This window comes from Dokdonia sp. Asnod2-E02 (assembly GCF_045063915.1).
Classification (GTDB): domain Bacteria; phylum Bacteroidota; class Bacteroidia; order Flavobacteriales; family Flavobacteriaceae; genus Dokdonia.
On the sequence record NZ_JBEFNX010000005.1, the window covers coordinates 1,701,064 to 1,720,769 of the forward strand.

General features: G+C 36.9%; 15 protein-coding genes. 2 read left to right on the top strand and 13 right to left on the bottom strand.

The window, feature by feature from the left end; all coding sequences use genetic code 11:
- From ACJJVM_RS07775 to ACJJVM_RS07790, 4 genes are all read right to left on the bottom strand, one after another.
- Window positions 1-993, bottom strand: a complete 993-nt coding sequence (locus ACJJVM_RS07775; protein ID WP_405211304.1) for a hypothetical protein — start codon at window positions 991-993, stop codon at window positions 1-3.
- A 77-nt stretch (window positions 994-1,070) separates the two neighbouring features.
- The gene (locus tag ACJJVM_RS07780) at window positions 1,071-2,756 is read right to left on the bottom strand and encodes a DUF6909 family protein (RefSeq protein WP_405211305.1); all 1,686 of its coding nucleotides are present in this window, start codon (window positions 2,754-2,756) and stop codon (window positions 1,071-1,073) included.
- Window positions 2,757-2,837: 81 nt separating this feature from the next.
- Window positions 2,838-4,331: a GH3 auxin-responsive promoter family protein gene (locus ACJJVM_RS07785; protein WP_405211306.1), complete on the bottom strand. Its 1,494-nt coding sequence runs from the start codon at window positions 4,329-4,331 to the stop codon at window positions 2,838-2,840.
- The gene (locus ACJJVM_RS07790; RefSeq protein WP_038598168.1) at window positions 4,331-5,197 is read right to left on the bottom strand and encodes a M23 family metallopeptidase; all 867 of its coding nucleotides are present in this window, start codon (window positions 5,195-5,197) and stop codon (window positions 4,331-4,333) included. The genes ACJJVM_RS07785 and ACJJVM_RS07790 overlap by 1 nt, the downstream gene beginning before the upstream one ends.
- Before the next feature lie 168 nt (window positions 5,198-5,365).
- On the opposite strand from ACJJVM_RS07790, the gene tatA reads away from it, so the two are divergent.
- Window positions 5,366-5,554 carry a twin-arginine translocase TatA/TatE family subunit gene (gene tatA / locus ACJJVM_RS07795; protein ID WP_035326230.1) on the top strand — a complete coding sequence of 63 codons (189 nt, stop codon included), beginning with the start codon at window positions 5,366-5,368 and terminating at the stop codon, window positions 5,552-5,554.
- 97 nt (window positions 5,555-5,651) lie between these two features.
- Here tatA and ACJJVM_RS07800 read toward each other — a convergent pair whose 3' ends face one another.
- From ACJJVM_RS07800 to ACJJVM_RS07815, 4 genes are all read right to left on the bottom strand, one after another.
- Window positions 5,652-6,623 carry a DUF4837 family protein gene (locus ACJJVM_RS07800; RefSeq protein WP_035326227.1) on the bottom strand — a complete coding sequence of 324 codons (972 nt, stop codon included), beginning with the start codon at window positions 6,621-6,623 and terminating at the stop codon, window positions 5,652-5,654.
- Between the two features lie 15 nt (window positions 6,624-6,638).
- The gene (locus tag ACJJVM_RS07805; RefSeq protein WP_299149342.1) at window positions 6,639-7,106 is read right to left on the bottom strand and encodes a hypothetical protein; all 468 of its coding nucleotides are present in this window, start codon (window positions 7,104-7,106) and stop codon (window positions 6,639-6,641) included.
- A 6-nt stretch (window positions 7,107-7,112) separates the two neighbouring features.
- A complete protein-coding gene (locus tag ACJJVM_RS07810) occupies window positions 7,113-8,726 on the bottom strand; it encodes a LysM peptidoglycan-binding domain-containing protein (RefSeq protein WP_405211307.1) in 1,614 nt (537 codons plus the stop codon).
- A 205-nt stretch (window positions 8,727-8,931) separates the two neighbouring features.
- A complete protein-coding gene (locus ACJJVM_RS07815) occupies window positions 8,932-10,119 on the bottom strand; it encodes a phosphoglycerate kinase (RefSeq protein ID WP_298349777.1) in 1,188 nt (395 codons plus the stop codon).
- Between the two features lie 74 nt (window positions 10,120-10,193).
- Between ACJJVM_RS07815 and ACJJVM_RS07820 the strand changes: the two genes are divergently transcribed.
- Window positions 10,194-11,345, top strand: coding sequence for an ATP-binding protein (locus tag ACJJVM_RS07820; RefSeq protein WP_405212185.1), 1,152 nt, complete (start codon window positions 10,194-10,196; stop codon window positions 11,343-11,345).
- A 638-nt stretch (window positions 11,346-11,983) separates the two neighbouring features.
- Here the strand turns inward: ACJJVM_RS07820 and ACJJVM_RS07825 are convergent.
- The 5 genes from ACJJVM_RS07825 to ACJJVM_RS07845 all read right to left on the bottom strand — a co-directional run bounded on the left by ACJJVM_RS07825 (window position 11,984) and on the right by ACJJVM_RS07845 (window position 19,662).
- Window positions 11,984-12,499 carry an OmpH family outer membrane protein gene (locus ACJJVM_RS07825; RefSeq protein ID WP_298349775.1) on the bottom strand — a complete coding sequence of 172 codons (516 nt, stop codon included), beginning with the start codon at window positions 12,497-12,499 and terminating at the stop codon, window positions 11,984-11,986.
- 307 nt (window positions 12,500-12,806) lie between these two features.
- The gene (locus tag ACJJVM_RS07830; protein ID WP_405211308.1) at window positions 12,807-13,640 is read right to left on the bottom strand and encodes a class I SAM-dependent methyltransferase; all 834 of its coding nucleotides are present in this window, start codon (window positions 13,638-13,640) and stop codon (window positions 12,807-12,809) included.
- A 37-nt stretch (window positions 13,641-13,677) separates the two neighbouring features.
- On the bottom strand, window positions 13,678-15,555 hold the full coding sequence (mnmG, locus tag ACJJVM_RS07835; RefSeq protein WP_405211309.1) for a tRNA uridine-5-carboxymethylaminomethyl(34) synthesis enzyme MnmG: 1,878 nt from the start codon (window positions 15,553-15,555) through the stop codon (window positions 13,678-13,680).
- A gap of 176 nt (window positions 15,556-15,731) precedes the next feature.
- The gene (ybeY, locus tag ACJJVM_RS07840; RefSeq protein ID WP_405211310.1) at window positions 15,732-16,139 is read right to left on the bottom strand and encodes an rRNA maturation RNase YbeY; all 408 of its coding nucleotides are present in this window, start codon (window positions 16,137-16,139) and stop codon (window positions 15,732-15,734) included.
- Window positions 16,126-19,662, bottom strand: a complete 3,537-nt coding sequence (locus ACJJVM_RS07845) for a hypothetical protein (protein ID WP_405211311.1) — start codon at window positions 19,660-19,662, stop codon at window positions 16,126-16,128. The genes ybeY and ACJJVM_RS07845 overlap by 14 nt, the downstream gene beginning before the upstream one ends.
- Between the last annotated feature and the right edge of the window lie 44 nt (window positions 19,663-19,706).

Genomic DNA, 19,706 nt, shown 5'->3' on the forward strand with positions numbered 1-19,706 from the left:
TTAATTAATTAATGTTTCGGCTTTATATGAGTTGTAAAACTTTATTGTGCCGGAAACAAGAAGAAACAATATCACAAATAATAGCGGATATATAACAATCATATTATCTAGAATAGATGTGTCTCTAGAAGCTTGAATGTCGCTTACAATAACGGCCACATCTGTATAGCTTACATCATCATTTTTAAGTTCTTCTAAATTCCTTTGTAGGAGTGTTTTTACATCAAATAAATCTGAGATATTATCACTTCTATTATTAAAATAGAAACCATCTTCCTTAGTGCTATTCAAGAGACCGTTTTCTTTACTGTAGGCATTGATAAGACTATTAATCTGTTCTATAGATTGCTCTTGGCTTTTAATAAATTCTGTATGAGTTACAAGACCTTTCTCCTTGAGCTCGCGTGCAAAGGGTTGATCATTAATGAAACTCATAAGGCTTGCAATATCTTCTTTACCCTGCTCACTCTTGAGGCCTACGGTGAGCTTGTGATATTTATAAGTAGACAGAAAACGATCTGTAGCAAAAAGCTCTCTATCATCTTCTAGTTTGAACTCACGAGTCATCTCGCCTAGGGCTCTATCATTCTCACCTATATACGCTATAAGATCAAGTACCTCTACCACGGGAGCGACCTCTACAGAAGCCACGCCAAAGGTAGATGGGTCTTTACCAAGAGAAGTAACAAAGTCTGTATCTCCTTCGGCTAGATTATTATTAAACTGGTTAATAGCAGTATAAACGTACGACTGACTTTTAAAATTAGTCTTAAGTAAAAGATTTGCCTCATATGAAGCTGCACCCTTTGTAAAGTAGCCAAGGACAATACCTGCGACTATAAGCAGTAGTATAATCCACCACTTTCTAATTATAAAATCTACTATTCTAAATATGAAGTAGATACAGTTTTTTATAAATCTGCCTATGAGAGAGAATATATCAGAAAGGTCCATCTCCTGCTGGGTTGCAGGTTGATTGTAATGATCGCTCATACGTATTATATTTTGGTCGTTAGTGGTCTGTAAGCCGTTAAAGGTCCAAAATACAGTTTATAATTTAGACTCTTAAATTACTTGAATAATTGATCCAGTATTTTTTCTGTGATGAGGTATGTAGGCTTTACACCTGTGGTACCTAATCCTCCAGAAGCCAGTGTACTTCCCGTTTCTAGGGGATTATCACTAGCATAATATGCATAACGCACTTTTACTGTTTCCTTTATACTTTTACGCAACTTTGCCGCGGCTTGTATCGCTTTTTGATAATGAGCACCTTCCATCTCTAGTCCAATAACGCTCCACGTACTGTCGTGAAAGAATTTAAGGATATCCCTGTTTTGTAGTGATGTACCTAGTACAGAAACCATTGCTCCTTCAAAAACGAGAAGTCCGTTATCTTCAAAGTCTTCTTTAGACAATTCATTTTCAAAAGGATAATTATCTGCAGTTCCTTCAAAAAGGTGTGCGCTAGGTATCATAAGATCTCCCTTGCCTCCTTCAAGAATACCGGCTTTACCCATTATAGATATAGAATCTACGTCTAGATATATCTTCTCCTCACCATCTTGATATGGTTTGAGTAGCTCCTCCATAGTTTCATAAGCTTGCTCTCCAAAAGCATAGTCCATCACAATAATTACTGGATGTTCTTCATCTTTCATCTCCTTCTTACAGAAATCATTTTCTGTCACAGGAAGCTTACACATATCAAAAATCTGAACGTTGATATTCGTTCCGCTTTCATCCGGAAGGTATATCATTCCGTTTTGTAACGCTACTTTTTGCACTTTATTACGTAATGCACTGTTCCCGCTATTACTAAGCATCTCATAAATATCGAGTTTAGACTTCTTGCGAAGTTCAGACTTAAGAGCAAGTGGGGCATACAGTGTATTCATTACAGAGTGCATATTTGCACTTATAATGTGTAACGGTCTATGTATTAAACCGTGTTGCTTTAAGGTAGCCTTAATATCATTTGCCCATACCTCACCGTGTATGTGATGACCTAGTCGCTCACGCAACACTGGGCTAAATGTAACCGTACGCTTGTTTTCTTTTAAAACCTCTGCAATAGCCAGTTTACCTAGCCAGTATATGATTTGTAAAAAGCGTTTGTTATTTGTTCTTGTATTAAACTCTGGAGCAATACTACTTACCTCTGCAAAGGTTCTTCCTAAAATGTTTGCTGTGTGGGTCATAGCGATTTCCCAACCCTTCTGGTCAAGATCATCATTATCCAAAACAGCTTTTTCTAACTTCTCCCAGTCACGTATAACCGCTCCCTCATCATTGATGAGTACACGCTTCATTATTTTGTGAGATTCTATAAAAAGAAAAGTAATGTGGGTAAGGATATCATATATCTCAGAACGACCACGAGTAATCTCGATGTTCATTTGTTCTTCATCTATACGATAGCAATTACGACGGCGCTTAGCCGGTACAATAGGCTCAAAGTGGCTATTTTTATAACCCTCGTCGCTGGTAAGATTAATAAATCTACATTCCTCTATACCTTCTGGAAGTCTATCTATTACATAAAGAAGTCCGTCTAGCTCGACTTTTTCTTCTGCTATAGTACCGTAAATTTCTGGTCTTAAGATTAATAGTGCTTCACGTAATGTTTCTCCAGAAACACCCATTGGTTTGTAGAATCCTCTATTAAAGAGGTGACGCATTGTGATATACATCCTTTCGATGGCGCTGCTACTCTCTTGTGCTCTTGTACGCCCTTGTTTTTTTAATATACTCATATTAAAGGTCAAAGGTAATGATTACTATTTACATCTCACTATTTGTGGGATGTAGACTATTTTAGTCTCAGTACAAGCAAGTTACTGCTTTACTGTAAGAAGATCTGCTATTTTTCTATCATTAGAGAGTCTCGGGATCTTGTTTTGCCCCCCCAGTTTTCCCTGTGATTTCATATACTCGTTAAATCCGTCTTTAGTCACTCTCGTGATTTTAAGAGGTTGTAATACTTTACCCTCTATAAGATCATAGTAGTAAGAATTTTGAGCTTGTAGTGAGGTGTCTAGCGCTTTCGCGAAAGCGTTTAAATCTCCCGTCCCCTCATTTTCAAATTCTATCATCCACTCGTGATAAGGCAGTCCAGATTGTGGAGCTACTTGTGGTGCTACGGTAAACTCGGTCACTTTGATATCTGTACCTGCAGATGCCTCAAGCATAGCCTGCTCTACTTCTTTACCTATCACGTGCTCCCCAAATGCCGAAATAAAGTGCTTAATACGACCAGAGACCATCACACGGTAAGGTTTGAGACAGGTAAATATTACTGTATCGCCTATGTTATAAGCCCACAGGCCAGCAGTGGTAGATATAATCATTACATAGTTTACATCTAGCTGTACATCTTTGAGGGTTATTCTTGTAGGGTTTTCGTTAAAAAACTCATCTGCTTTTATAAACTCATAAAAGATTCCGTTATCTAGCTGCAGGAGCATTCCTTTCTCAGTCTGTGAGTCTTGAAAGGCAAAAAATCCTTCACTTGCAGGATATAACTCAATACTGTCTACACTTCTCCCTATAAGGTCTTCTAGCTTGCGACGGTATGGCTCATAGTTTACCCCACCATACACAAAGAGTTGATAATTTTTAAAGAGCTCTCCCACAGTTTTACCACTCTTCTGGATAAGACGCTCATAATACATCTGTACCCACGGCGGAATCCCTCCTATAAGGGTCATATCTTGATCTATAGTCTCCTCTACAATCTTATCGACTTTTTGCTCCCAGTCTTCTATACAGTTAGTCTCTAGGCTAGGAAGTCTATTTTTCTGAAGATAGTTAGGCACATAGTGAGCTACTATACCAGATAGACGCCCTAACTTGATGCCGTTTTTTTCGGTCATTATGGGGCTTCCTTGTAAAAAAATCATTTTACCATCTACAAAGCTGGTATTACCCGTCTCTGCGATATATGATAATATGGCATTACGCGCACTGTTAGGGTGCGTCTTCATACTATCTTTTGTGAGGGGTATGTACTTTACTCCAGATGTGGTACCAGATGTTTTTGCAAAGTACAAGGGCTTTCCAGGCCATAAAACATCTACCTCACCAGCAACCATCTTATCTACATAAGGTTTAAGCGCTTCATAATCTCTTACAGGTACGTGTTTTATAAAATCTTGATGGGTTTTTATTTTATCAAAATGGTGATCGTTACCAAAGTTTGTATACTGCGCAGCATCTATGAGCTTCTCAAAAACCTTTTGTTGAGTTTCTATAGGGTGATCTGCCCACTTCTTAATTTTACCCGTGATGTAAGAGGCAAAAATCTTTGCGCCAAAAGACTTTAATGACATTAGTTAAAATCAATAAAATTAACTGGGTTAATGGGGTATCCATTACTCCATAATTCAAAATGTAAATGTGGTCCTGTTGTGAGTTCTCCTGTATTACCTACGGTTGCCACAACTTCACCCGCTTGTACAAGATCACCTTGCTCCTTGTTAAGAGAGGCGTTGTGTTTATAAACGGTAATCAGGTTTTTAGGGTGCTCAATAATAAGTACGTGACCGGTCTCTGCTGTCCACTCTGCAAAAATCACCGTACCATCTGCCGCTGCTTTTACAGGGGCATCTTTTTCTGTTACAATATCTATCGCATAATGCTTTAAGGCAGCATTATAAGTAGATGTAATGGTCCCTTGCACTGGCGGAAATAATGAGAAATCTGTATCCTCTACAGCTTTATCAAATACATTGTATTTATCTTCTTGCTCTACCGTTTGTCTAAGCAAGCTATCTTCCTTGCTAGGTAGCACATAAATATCTTCTTCATTAAAAACCGCATCTCGTATAGAATCTCTATCAAACTCTAGTGCCGCTACGTCACCACTTAATACTCTGCGTATGGATGAGTAGTACTGCTCGTTTACTCGTATCGCATTTTCTAGCGAGTCTGTCTTTGCAACTAGTAAGGTTGCATTACGTTTAAGTTTTGTGCTTGAGTACCCCGGGATATACTCTCTAAGTGGTGTAAACGCAATGAGTAATGTGGTTAAGGCTATAAGTACTATAGCAGACACACCTACCAATATAAACACGTTAAGCCGTGTGAGTTTGAAAGAAATACGCTCCTCAAAAGTATCTTCATTAAGTATCACTAAGCGGTACTTATGCAGTAGCTTTTTTGCGATTTTCTTCTTTTTTGTTTTCTTTTCTGCCATCTGATTTACAAATATACTTTTTTAGATGTGATATAGTGTAGACCTATTATTACGCTTACGCGAAAATTGCGATCACACACTACAAAGCTCCTTATTATGTCCTTTTTATGACTTTAACGTTCATATGTTTGTTTTCTTACTATCTTTGTTTTTCTAAAACAGAAGATGATGAACACATTAAGTATACTTTTAGGAATGGTAGGCCCTTGGCAAATAGGACTTATTGTATTAGTGGTTTTACTACTTTTTGGAGGTAAAAAAATCCCTGAAATGATGCGCGGCTTAGGAGGCGGTATTAAAGAATTTAAGAAAGCATCAAAAGATGAAGATGACGATCTTATAGAAGAGAAAAAATAAAATCTAGTTTTATACTATATAAAAAACCGCATAGCTCCTTTAGTTATGCGGTTTTTTGTGTGTATCACTTGTTTTTCGCGAAAGCGTGATTAAAAACCTACTTCAACTTAGCCGTTTTTAATATACTCTCTAGCTCAAACATATTATCACGCTGGTCTTGAGAAGGTGAGAATATAAAACCTTCTAGTATGAGGTATCGCCCGTTTTCTTCATCACGTATTGCATAATTTACAAAGGGTCCAGCCATATAACGACCATCTACCTCCCACGTTCCTTTAGTCTCGTAAGCAAACTTGCCATCTATCTCCGTCTCTTGTAAGTATGGTGAGAATGCTCTCTCTGTTATAAAACGGCCATCATCTACAGGTATTTTTTTACCACCTATAGAGTCACGCATACGTATGATATTTTTTATCGTAAGTGTATCTTTATCTATGGCTTGAAGGGGTACTTCGTATACCGTTATGTTCATATTACCGCTACGTTTTAAATCCTTACGAATCCAAAAAATATCTGGCTTTTGCTCTGCATAACGATATGCATTTGGAAAATTGAATCGTACACCAAAGGTCTTGCGCAAAGAGTCTGTGTTCTTGAGTGCTTTTTTAATACGGCGCTGGTTTGCTACCAGTTCTTGATTTTTAAGCGCAGTTACAATCTTCTCTTCATTATCTATGATAAGGTTTGCAATTTGTGTCTCGCTCTTGCCTGTAATAATAATACCTGTTTGTGGGCGGGCATACTTATCATTTACAATAGTTACAGTCGCACTGTCTGCCGGTTTAATCTGTACAAAGATTCTATTCTTAAGTAAAAAGTCACCAAAAGCTTCTGGCGGTATCTGGTCTATAGAGAACTTAGGTTCTTCTCTAGGTAATCCATATACCGGATCTGCAAGAACGTCTCTTAGCGCGTCTCCTATAGTGCCCTGCCATTGATCTTTAGTAAGTACTACTTTTACGTTATTTATGTTACCTACAGACTCTGTTAAGATTCTCTTACCGTCTCCATTAGAACAAGAAAATAGAATAGTTGCTGTTACTAAGCTTAAAAATACTTTTTTAATCATTTTATTTAATTTTTTCTAACATCCTGACATTACTAAGATGCTGGTACTGTTTTTATATCTATAAATTTCAAAAAATGCGCCTGGTACATTAGACAGTGGCCTGTATTCTGACTGATCAAAATTCCAGCCGTTGTGTCCTTTATGCTCTGTAAAAATAGCATTGAGAGACTCAACCCATTTTACTATTGATGTTCTGTCTGGATTTGTAACGGTAAGCACTTCACCACTAGCAAGGTATGCATCTGCACAGTTGCGCTTCTCATAGCTCAACCCGTTTTCAAATATTTGTGTAAAACCACAATCTACCACACCGTCTGACAGGATGGGTTCTTTATCAGAAATAGGTTTATAGTGTTGTAATAGATACTCGTATACCGAATCTTTTTTTGAAGTGTTCTCTACATCTACAGGTTCAAGTATAGTCTCTTGAGCGATACTCACACTCACAATACAAAAACATAAGACGTACAGAAGAGTTTTCATAACTAGTTATTTTGACACACGCAATTTCATTCCTGGTTTGAGTTTAGAGCTACTAATATCGTTCCAAACTTTGATATTCTCAACACTTACTCCTGGAAATTTATTTGCAATCTTCCAGAGGGAATCTCCATTTTGAACGGTATAGGTCTTTTTCCCTCTAAGAGAGACACTTTTCTTCTTGCTCGCAACAGCATTATTAGTCACTGGTTTTCTAGGGTATATTGTGAGTCGCTGCCCTATTTTAAGTGCGTTAGATCGCAGGTTGTTCCACTTTTTGATCTGGCTTACACGCACGCCATATTTATTTGCAATTTTACCAAGGTAATCACCACTACGCACGCGGTATCTTACTTGCGAGCTCGCCGCTAGTACCTCTGGTAAAGGTTTTTCTCTTTTGTCTAATTCCGCTTTCGCGAAAGCGTAAATAGCTGCCTCATTTTGGACAAACTTACCTACGCTCTCTATAGGTAGTCTCACATAATACTTCTTATTTTCTATCACAGGAATGATGTCCAACTTGTATTGCGGGTTTAAGAACTGTACAATCTCAAGAGGTACGCCCACAATGCTAGATACTTGGTCTAGCGCAATAGTTTGTTTCACGTGTATCGTGTCTGTCGCAAAGTAATTTACGGGTGCTTTTTCTGGAGTGTAGCCGTGCTCATCTGCATATTCAAAAAGGTACATTGTTGCTAGAAATGCTGGTACGTATCCTGCGGTTTCTCTAGGTAAATTCTGGCGTATATTCCAGTAATTTTTATAACCTCCAGAGCGTCTTATGGCTTTAGAAACATTACCAGGGCCAGAGTTGTAAGATGCTAGGGCAAGGTCCCAGTCGCCGTGTATATTATATAGTTGCGATAAGTAGGCACAAGCCGCCTCTGTTGCAGCGATAGGATCCATACGGTCATCTACATAACTGTTTACCTCTAGATCAAACATCTTACCAGTTGCAAACATAAATTGCCAGAGACCTGTTGCTCCTACTCTAGATTTTGCTCTAGGTCTTAATGCACTCTCTACAATAGCGAGATACTTCATCTCAAGAGGAATGTCATACCTGTCTAGTCGTTCTTCAAACATAGGGAAGTAAAACTGGCTCACAGCCATTAACTTCTCCATAGTAGGTTTATGACGTTTTAAATAACGGTTTATCACGCTCTCTAGTGAGGGATTATACTCTACATTAAAAGGTGTGCGTGCATTTATGGCTGCAAGTCGCTTTTTTAAAGTATCTGTGGGTAACTCAAGCCTTACCTCTGGTAGATAGGTCTGGCTGTTTCTTATAGCATTTATAGAGTCATAAAGATCCATTCTGGCAAGTTCTTGACGCCAGCGCATATCTATGAGTGCTGCCTGTGGCTCATCTTCTAGCCTAAATGTTATTGAATCTTTTACCTGAGTAGCAATAACCGTTTGAGGTAGGTCTTGAGATACTACATTTGCCTTCACCTCATTTATTATAGTAATTGTATCCGGTTGCAATACCTGAGTCTTTACTTGATTACTAGCCGGTTGCTTGCGCTTGTAAGCCTCGTATGATAATGTGTCTTGTGCTTGTAACGATAGTGCACCTAGCGCTAGAGAGCAAAGCAAGAAAAGATTATTTTTTATGTTCATTTGGGTCATAGTCAAGAAACGAAAGATACGAGAAAATCGTATGGTTTTAAAAATAAGGGAAGACCTTAACGGTTTAAGGAAATATATTATGAGAACAAGGAATATTTATTAAAGAATTCACTTGTGTTTATTATAGCAATTACTCACTATAAGTCATTAAAAAAGCCACCGCTTAGGGTGGCTTTTAAAAATTTATGTGTTGTCATTATGCTTTAATCGCTGCTATACCTGGTAGTGTTTTACCTTCTAGCATTTCTAGCATTGCTCCTCCTCCGGTAGAGACATAACTTACTTTTGAATCAAAACCAAATTGCTTTACAGCAGCAACACTATCACCACCACCTACAAGTGAGAACGCTCCGTTTTGAGTAGACTCTGCAATACTATGGCCTAGTGCAATAGTACCTCCTGCAAATGTTTCCATCTCAAAAACGCCTAGAGGTCCGTTCCAAAGTATGGTTTTTGCTCTTTTTACAACAGCATCAAAATTTTCGCGAGAAGCGGGTCCCGCATCTAATCCTTGCCATCCATCTTCTATAGCTGTGATGTCACTCACTTTTGTATTTGCATCGTTTGCAAAATCATCTGCAGCAATAACATCGACAGGTATATGTATCTGTACACCTTTTTCTTTTGCTTGCTTAAGTATATCAAGCGCAAGGTCCATTTTATCATCCTCACAAATAGAGTTTCCTATCTGTCCTCCCTGTGCCTTAATAAACGTAAATGCCATACCACCACCTATAATCATCTCATCTACTTTATCAAGTATGTTTTCGATTACAGTGATTTTTGAAGACACCTTAGATCCTCCTAGTATAGCAAGTACTGGTTTCTCGCTATTGTTAAGCACGCGATCAAGACTCTCTATCTCTTTTGCTAGTAAATATCCATAACACTTAGCATCTGGAAAAAATTGAGCAACTACTGTAGTAGATGCGTGTGCACGGTGCGCTGTACCAAAAGCGTCATTTACATAAATATCTCCTAGAGTGCTTAATTGCTTTGCAAACTCTTCATCACCTGCAGTTTCCTCACTGTGATAGCGTAGATTTTCTAATAGTAAAATCTTACCCATCTCAAGGTCTTGAGCTGCCTGCGTTACTTTATCACCCACACAATTATCTACAAAGTTTACTTCTACCCCTATAATCTCAGAGACAGTACTACATATTTGAGATAGTGAAAACTCCTCTTCTTCATTTTTAGGACGTCCCAAGTGCGACATTAAAATAGCCGAACCGCCATCCTCAAGAATTTTTAAAATAGTAGGTTTTGCAGCCTCTATTCTGGTAGTATCTGTGATATTACCTTCCTCATCAAGAGGTACATTAAAATCTACACGTATGAGTGCTTTCTTATTCTCAAAATTAAAGTCGTCTACTGTGATCATATCCGTTGGTTTTACTAGCAAATATAATGGATACAGAGGATAATAAATGCGGTGATTCCTTTATATTTGGCGCTATGCTGTTCTCAAACGTTATAGGGCAAGATTTTATTAAAAATCACCTCACTACAAGTGTAGATGCAGGTCGTATTGCTCACGCTCAACTATTTGTAGGCCTTGCTGGCACAGGTGTCTTACCTATGGCCATTGCTTATGCCCAATATATTTTATGTAATAACGCTCAAGGCGAAAACAACTCTGGCGCGCCAGATTGCAATTTAAAATTTGAAAATTTATCTCATCCAGATTTACATTTTGCCTTTCCAGTCGCTACCACGCCAGAAGTAAAAAGCCATCCCGTATCTAGTCATTTTATGAAACAGTGGCGCTCTTTTATAAAAGAGAACCCGTATGGAGACCTTTTTGAATGGCATCAGCACCTAGGTATTGAAAAAAAGCAAGGTCAAATAGGTGTAAATGAAGCTGCAGATATTAATAAGTCCCTTGCGCTTAAAGCTTATGAAGGTGGATATAAAGTAATGATCATTTGGTCTGTAGATAAAATGAACACCGCCGCTTCAAATAAATTACTCAAGCTTCTTGAAGAGCCACCTGCACAAACCCTATTTATCCTCATTGCCGAAAATGAAGACAGTATCATAGACACTATAAAGTCAAGATGTCAAGTTCTCACATTTCCGAAACTAAGCGAACCTCAAATTGCACAAGCACTAATTACAAAACACAATACACCAGAAGCCGAAGCAAATAAAATTGCACATCAAGCACAAGGTGATTATCAACAAGCATTGCATCTTTTACATCACGATGGAGATGATATACAATTTGAAAAATGGTTCGTTACTTGGGTACGCACAGCCTTCCAAGCAAAGGGTAAAAAAGAAGCCGTTTTAGGCCTTATATCTTGGAGCGAGGAGATAGCAAAATCTGGTCGTGAGACACAGAAAAATTTCCTTGAATATTGTGTCCAGTTTTTCCGCCAGGCTTTGCTTAAAAACTACAAGGCAAATGACCTTGTTTTTATGGAACCAGAGACGGGATTTGATCTTTCTAAGTTTGCTCCATTTGTGCATAATAACAATATACTTCCCATTGTAGAAGCCATACAAGATGCCGAATATCACATAGAGCGCAACGGTAATGCAAAGATTATCCTTACTGATCTCTCTATTAAACTCACTAGATTATTACATCGCAAGAGTCAATAAATCAATTTATTACATATTTTTAGATTAAGCTAAAATAATATTTAGTCTAAATACCTTAGGAAATCAATTCGCCTTAGGAAGATTACTCACCACAATATTTAAAAAGGCATAGCCTGGTTTACTCCATCACACCGGTTCAACTAAATTGAACATAGCATAACAACATTCACAAGCTAAAAATATGACTAGCCCTCAGATAAATTTACACACAAAACACACCCTCATTAAGGATCAATTTTGTTAGTTAAAAGTAGATTATATTACAGTGATAAAACATCATAAAATAACGAGCAATATACGCTCTATTTATGATTTCAAATAGGTTACAAAACAATCAATAATTTAAGATAAATCATAGCTTACACTGAGGTCTAAATTCAATTAAACACCTGAAAAATTAGCTTATAATATTTCTAAAAAAATCCCTAATAAATTAATATCTGAAGCCTACTTCTTCATATTTTACAAGTAAAATATTATGTCTCTAATGCCACAATCTTAAAGAGAAATACAGATATTCAATTTTACTCACGCAGTAATTTAGACTGAAACGAATGTGATAATCTATTATTAATAATTTTTGAGCATAAAAAAAGCGGTGATTTCTCACCGCTTTAAGTATACTAAATAGACTTTATTTACTCCTTTGTGGTGTAATTGTCATTCATTTCTTTAAGAATAGTCTTTGTAAGATCTAATTCTTCTTTCCCAAAAAGAACACTTCCAGCATCATTAGACCCATAAATGTATGAGTATCCATTTGCCTTACCGTAATCCTTAACTTTAGTTTTAACCTTAGTAATAAGAGAGTCTATTACCTCTTGGCTCTCTACTTGTAGCTTTCCTATTCTTGCCTGGCGTTCTTGTTGTAACTGTTGTGCTTCGGCTCCTAACTCATTGTATTGTTGCTCTTGCTTCTTACGAGACATAGAAGGTCCGTTTTTTCTAAAAAGATCTTCTTTGATTTGATAAGCTTTGATCTTAAGTTCAAGATCTGCCATAATCTCGTCGTTTTCTTTTGTAAAACGCTCTTTTGCTTCTTTAAGCTCTGCATATTCTGTAAGTAGCTCTTCAGTATCTACAAAACCAGTCTTCTCTGTTTGACACGCAACAGCCATCATTGCTGCAACTAGTAATACTCCTATTTTTTTCATTGTGTGTTATTAATTAATTGCGGCGAAAATACTGAGAATCCATAACATTCTAACATTTTAAAATCTACAAGTTATATGGATGCATAAATTTTCAAATCCTCTTATTTTATTTCACGTGGAACATTGCACGCTATAAATGTGTCAAAACACGAGATAATAACAAAAAACAATCAATAAATAAATTATCAATAAGAAATCCCTATTAAAAAGCACCTCTTAAAAGGTGCCTTAAGTTAGTTTTTACAATAATTACATACACAGACAAGACCAAACCAACAAAACGCTCTTAAAACGGCTTATTTTAATTTTAAGCGTGTTTTAAGACATAAATTTGAGAAGAGTAACCTCCATTTGCTTTTGCTCTCCTGTTTGAGCGTAGACCAGTAGTAAGAGCCTTAAAATAATTCATCTTACCAGTTGTATATTTTTCAGAAAGTAGGCTCACGTAAAAAGCATCAAACTTCATAGGTAAAACTTCTACCAGTTTTAAATCACTTAATTCAAATAACATTTTTATGGATTGCTCAGAAAAATGATATAGGTGACGAGGTACATCATATGCAGCCCAAAATTCTTTATAATGAGACGCATCATAAGATTCAAAATTTGGAACAGCTATAAACACAGTTCCATTTGTAGTAAGATGTTTTTTAAGCCAATCTATTTGTCCTTGCAGATCATAAACGTGTTCTAAAACGTGCCACATTGTAATCACATCAAATTGCTCCTCCCCTACTTCTTCAATAGTAGATTTTAATTTGAGTCCTTTTTTTTGAGCTAATGATTTGGCTTTTATGCTAGGTTCAATTCCAGAAGTATTCCAGTTATGCTTAGACAGATGTTCTAAAAAATCTCCAGTTCCAGCACCGATATCTAAAACACGACCCAAAGATGGGTGATATTTTTTGAGGAGTTTACGCTTTCGCGAAAGCGTAATTCCCTTTACCGTTTGATAAGCAATTTCAAATAAAGAACGTTTACCATCTGTATGGGATATATAATCATCACTTTCATAATATGAAGGTAAACTTCCCAAAGTAGGTTTTGGCATCGTGTAATACATATGTAATTTCTCATCATATGTAAGCACAAATTCTTCTCCTGTTACAGAATGATCTTTAACTTTAAAATCCTTTTTCATTAAAATTGTTTCACGTGGAACGAAAAGAAAACTAAAATTACCTTCCCATATAAACTAACATCACACTTATATCTGAAGGAGAAACTCCACTCACTCGTGATGCTTGAGAAATTGTAGTAGGTCTAATTTTAGATAACTTTTCTCTAGCTTCAAATGATAATGATTTAAGCTTTGAGTAATCAAAATTATCTGGAATTTTGATATTCTCTAGACGTTGAAGCTTATCTGCGTTTGCTTTTTCTTTTGCAATATAACCAGCATACTTTACTTTAATTTCTGCTTGTTCTAACACATCACGCTCAAGACTATGCTCGTCAATATATGCTGCAACCTTTTTAAACTGCTTCATATCCTCTAGATGTATTTGAGGTCTTGAGAAAACCTTAAACATCTTATCAGATTGTCGCATAGGGGAAGACCCTCGTTCTTCTAATATATCATTTACCTCCTCTGGAAGTATACTTGTATCCTCAAAAAACTTAACTAGATTGTCAGATTGCTCGCGCTTTTTTTCCATTGTCGCAAGACGCTCCTCAGATGCTAGACCTACTTTATGTGATCGTGGAGTGAGACGCTCGTCTGCATTATCTTGTCTTAACAAGGTTCTATACTCTGCACGAGAAGTAAACATTCTATATGGCTCTTCTGTACCTTTTGTAATAAGATCATCTATAAGAACACCTATATAAGCCTCGTCACGTTGTAACGTAAATGGCTCTTGATCGTGTACTTTTAAGTGTGCATTCATACCCGCCATAAGACCTTGAGAAGCGGCTTCTTCATATCCCGTTGTTCCATTAATCTGACCCGCGAAATATAGCCCGCTCACAAGCTTCGTTTCTAAGGTGTGCTTAAGCTGTGTAGGCGGAAAATAATCATACTCTATCGCATAACCTGGACGGAAAAATTTTACATTTTCAAAACCAGCTACACTACGCAAAGCTTTAAATTGTACATCTTCTGGAAGAGATGTTGAAAATCCATTTACGTAAATCTCACAGGTATCCCAACCTTCTGGCTCAACAAATAACTGATGTCTATCCTTATCTGCAAAGCGGTTAATTTTATCTTCTATAGACGGACAATACCTTGGTCCGAGAGATTTAATTCTACCATTAAACATAGGAGAACGATCAAAACCTTCACGCAATAAATCGTGTACCTCTGGCGAAGTATAACTCATATGACAAGGACGCTGATTAGTAAGCGGGCTTGTCTCTTTACTATAACTAAACTTCTCTGGAACGTCATCTCCTGGCTGGATAATCATTTTGGAAAAATCTAATGATCTACCATCCACACGAGGTGGTGTTCCTGTCTTCATTCTACCAGAATCAAAACCAAAATCCAATAGTTGTTCTGTGATACCAGTAGCTGCTCTTTCACCAGCTCTACCTCCTCCAAATTGTTTCTCACCTATATGGATAAGTCCATTTAAAAAAGTACCATTTGTGAGCACTACAGATCTACCTCTTACTTTAATACCTAAAGAAGTGGTTACACCAACTACCTTGTTATTTTCTACTAGAAGTCCGCTCACCATCTCTTGATAAAAATCAAGATTAGGTGTTCCCTCTAGACGCAATCTCCACTCCTCTGCAAATCGCATACGATCACTTTGCACTCGTGGTGACCACATAGCAGGACCTTTTGATTTATTGAGCATCTTAAATTGTATTGCTGTCTTGTCAGACACAATACCACTATATCCTCCTAATGCATCAATCTCTCTTACAATCTGCCCTTTTGCAATACCACCCATAGCTGGATTACAACTCATCTGGGCGATGGTTTGTAGATTCATTGTTACAAGAAGCGTAGAACTTCCCATATTTGCAGCAGCGGCAGCAGCTTCACAACCTGCGTGACCTGCACCAACTACAATTACATCATATGTATCTTGAAATAAACTCATTGTTTCACGTGGAACATTAAACGTGTCCTTTATTGAACACTTTGTATTACGCTTTCGCGAAAGCGTGATTACCCTAACAGAAAATCGTGCAAAGATAAATAGTTTTAATCACTTACAGAGTTAAGGTTATAAGAAGCCAAAACTATTGAAAATTGTAATTGTAAGAAAATTACTACTTAACGCAATGCTAAATAGGTATTCTCCTTACTACGCATAAGCTTCGCCTCTTCTGTACTCTTATCTTTATAACCGCAATAGTGAAGTATACCGTGTACCATAACACGGCTTAATTCGTCTCTAAAAGAGCAATTAAAATCTTGAGCATTCTCCTCTACTCGCTCTACAGAGATATACATATCGCCGCTTACTACATTGCCTTGAGTATAGTCAAAGCTAATGATATCTGTAAATGTATCGTGGTCAAGAAAGTCTACATTGATTTTATGTAAATAAGCATCATCACAAAAGATGTAATTAAGCTCACCGACAATCTTCATTTCTGCACTAATAACTCCTTCTAACCAAGTAATGATTTGTTCTGGATTAACTAACTCAAAATCATTTGTACTATTAAATTCTATCATCGCTCTTCTGAAAATAATCTTGCACCTTACGCTTATATTCTTCTTTAAGAGGAAGTGCGTTACGGTTAAGAATTTCTGTTGTATTAAAATATTTTTTCGCTTTTTCTAAAGCACTATTTACGGGATTTGAAAAACTCTTAAGATTTGTATTTGCCTCACGTTTTTCTTCTTGACCTTGCTGAAAAGTGGCTTCCTTGAGCTTCAATAATTCGTGCTTAAGTTTAGTCATATTCTGCATAGTCTCATTACTAAATCCTTTGTCTAATAATTGCTCTTCAACTTTCTGCATATCCTTTACAAGTTTTTTTGCGTCATCACCTAGACCTTCACGCTCAATTGCATCTTGTAACTGCTGTCTTAATCTAGACTGTTCCTTGTAAATTTCATAAAGCAATCCTTGCTCATACTCATCCCCACTATTTTCACCTTCGCCATTACCAGAACCTTCTCCTTCACCATCTTTATCTCCATTACTTGATTCTTTACTGCCTCCTTGACCACCTTTTCCTTCACCTTCTTTTCCGCCTTCTCCATTAGATCCAGGTTGCTCCCCTCCTTTTCCTTCACCTTCTTCACCACCTGGTTTATCGCCACCTGCCTTTTCTCCGCCTTCCTTGCCATCACCATCCTCACCATCTTTACCTTCACCAGGTTTTTTTCCCTCTCCCATTTTTTTGTTGAGCTCTTCCTGACTTTGTATGATGTCTGGCAATTGCTCACCGCCACCACCGCCAGAACCTACACCAGCACCTTTGCCTTTTCCAGAGCCCTTGCTAGACATCATAGCATTTTGCATATCATCAAGAGACTGGCTCAGAAGGTCTGCAAGTTCATTTGCTCCAGTAATAACATATTGCTGGCTGCTTACTCCTTGTATAATTTGATTTTCTGCAAGACGCTCTAACGCCTTATTCATATTATAATCTATGTCTACTAGTGACTCGTTTATTACCTCATCAAGCTTAGGTTGACGTAATGATAATGCATAAAGACTATCATCTATATGCTCAAAATTCTGTTTTAAAACATTCTGGCGTCTTAGCTTTTTAGCATAGTTAGGATTTTTATCATCCATACTTCTAAAGTTCATCATCACGACTTCTTCTTCAAAACTAAAAACTAATAGATTATCAAGTATCTGTCTAAGCATCTCTGCATCCTCTTCTAATGCTTCCTCACCAGACATTTGCATTTGTGACTGCATAGACTGGCTCATTTGCTTCATTTTATCTGCTGCCTTTTTTTGTTTTTTCTGTGCTGCAGATGTGTCTTGAGGCTGCCCACTTTGTTGTTGTTGCTGTTCTTGATTTTCTAATTCTTGTGAAGCCCCTTGTTGCTCTTCTTCAATTTCTTCTTGCTTTTGCTCATCCCCCGGAATATCCATTGGCTTTTTAAGTTCTTGATTTTCTTTTTCAAGATCCTTAAGCGCTTCCTCTAGATTTTTAAATTCTTCATTAAGTTGTTGCTGTTGCTCACTGGTATTTTCTGCTCCTTCCTTTTTACTTAATGCTTCTTGTTTTTCTGCAAGCTTTTGTAAATCATTTGCAATTTGCTCGGCCTTTTTTTGAACGTAATATCTCTTTGTAAGTTCAACCATTTGCTCAAGGTTGCGCTTATTATTTTTATTCTGTTTTTCTAATTCCTCTAGCTTTTCTGAGAGCTCTTCTTTTGGCATTTTTTCTCGCAGCTCTTGTAACTCTTTGAGAAGTTTTTCATTTTCCTTCGCCTTTTTTTCTTGACGTTCGAGACGTTCCTTTAACCTCTCTTTGTCCTCATCTGTTTGTTCTTCTTCCTTTTGAAACTCATCCAGATTTTCTTTAAGTTGTTTAGAAAAGTCTTTCATCATTTCTTCTTGCTGCTGTTGTCGCTTTAAGAAATTGTCTAGCTTTTTTTGATCATTAAAGGTAAGTTCCTTTTTCTCCTTTTGAGTACGAGAGATTTCTTTGAGCTCCTCCTCTCGTTCCTTCATCTTTTGTAAAGACTTGTCTAGATTACTAATTGATTTTTGTTGTTGCTCTAGTTGTTTGTTTTTGAGTTCATCCTCTGTGAGTTTTGTGTAGCTAAAAATTGTACTCTTTGTGCTCTTGTAATTATGAACAGCATCATTATCAAAAACCTCAAAATAATACTCATAATTTACACCCTCCCGCAAGTCAAGATTATCAGGAAAGGCATAAACAAATTGATCTACATTACCGTTTGATATAGCAATAGTCTTATATTGCTTTACTTCAGTTTCAGACGGGTAATACACGATTTGCAACTTAGTTAATCCATAGTCATCACTTACTTTACCGTAAAAATAGTTTTGTTGTTCGTTTACTGTATCTCTTTTTGCCTCTAGTAATAGTTGAGGGTATTGATCTTTTATAACTTGTAAGTTATAGGCAAGGCTTTCATAGTTTTTTAATCTTGCATTGCTCGTACTTACCTCGTAGCTCGTATTATTATAAATACGCTTAGAGGTGCTGTAAGATGTGCTGTTGTTTTTATTTTCGCTTAAAGCGAAAGAAATAATCGTATCCTTAAGCACAAGATCTACATTATCAGTTTGTCTTGTACGTAACTCCCAGCTCACGTTTGAGCCTTCTGGAATAATTGCATTTCCAGTATTTTTAATACGTTCTGTGCGCTTATTAGTGTGATTAGGATAATCTATAACCATCTCAAAATCAAGTAGTACCGGAACTCTAAGTGTCTCAAGATCATAAGGTTGAGAAACCACCTTATTACCTTGAAGGCTAAAGGTCACATCTTCTGTAGGTTGCTCAAAAACATAACTATACTCTCCTGGAGCTGTTTGTTGTAAAAAATAAACCTCATCGTTAAAGCGTATACTTGCCTCCTCCGGAATTACGTCTCCTACGGTACGTACTCTAAGTTCAAAATCTTTATTCTCTATAGCTTGTAAATCTTCATTTACCACATAAAAAGAAAAAGGAGCTGGTGGCTCATAAGCTTCATTATAGTTTACAACACGCTCATAGCTAGAAGAAAATACCTTTTCCTTACCTGCATAGTTTGCGATAAGAAATACCACAATCGGGATGGCAGCATACTTTAAGTACTTACTATTTTTTTTAAAATCTATGGCTAGCTTAAAAGGTACCGGCTCTAGCTCTTCACTTTTTTGTGCTATGCTCGCCAGCATAAGTTCTGAGTCTCCAGCATCTTTGTGTAACTGTAATGTGTTTATAAGTTTGTCACTTACCTCTGGAAAATAATTACCTATTATACTCGCAGCATCTTTGTAGTTAATTCCCTTTGAGAGTTTAAAAAGTCTAGATAGTGGTAGTAAAATGAATTTGGCGAGAAGTGCTATTTCTACAAGAATAAAAACCCAAAATAAAACGGTACGACCTGCAGGACTGAGCCAAAAGAAATATTCAATTAAGAGGGTGAGTAAAAAATATAAGACCCCAAAAGCAAAAAACAAAATCACGCCTTTAAGCAACTCATTTGTGTAATACTTCTTAATAAAACCTTCTAACTTCCTCTCTATCTTTTCAAACCTGTTCATCATTATAGGTATTCTCTTTATAGCAACCTCTAAAGTACTATTTTATT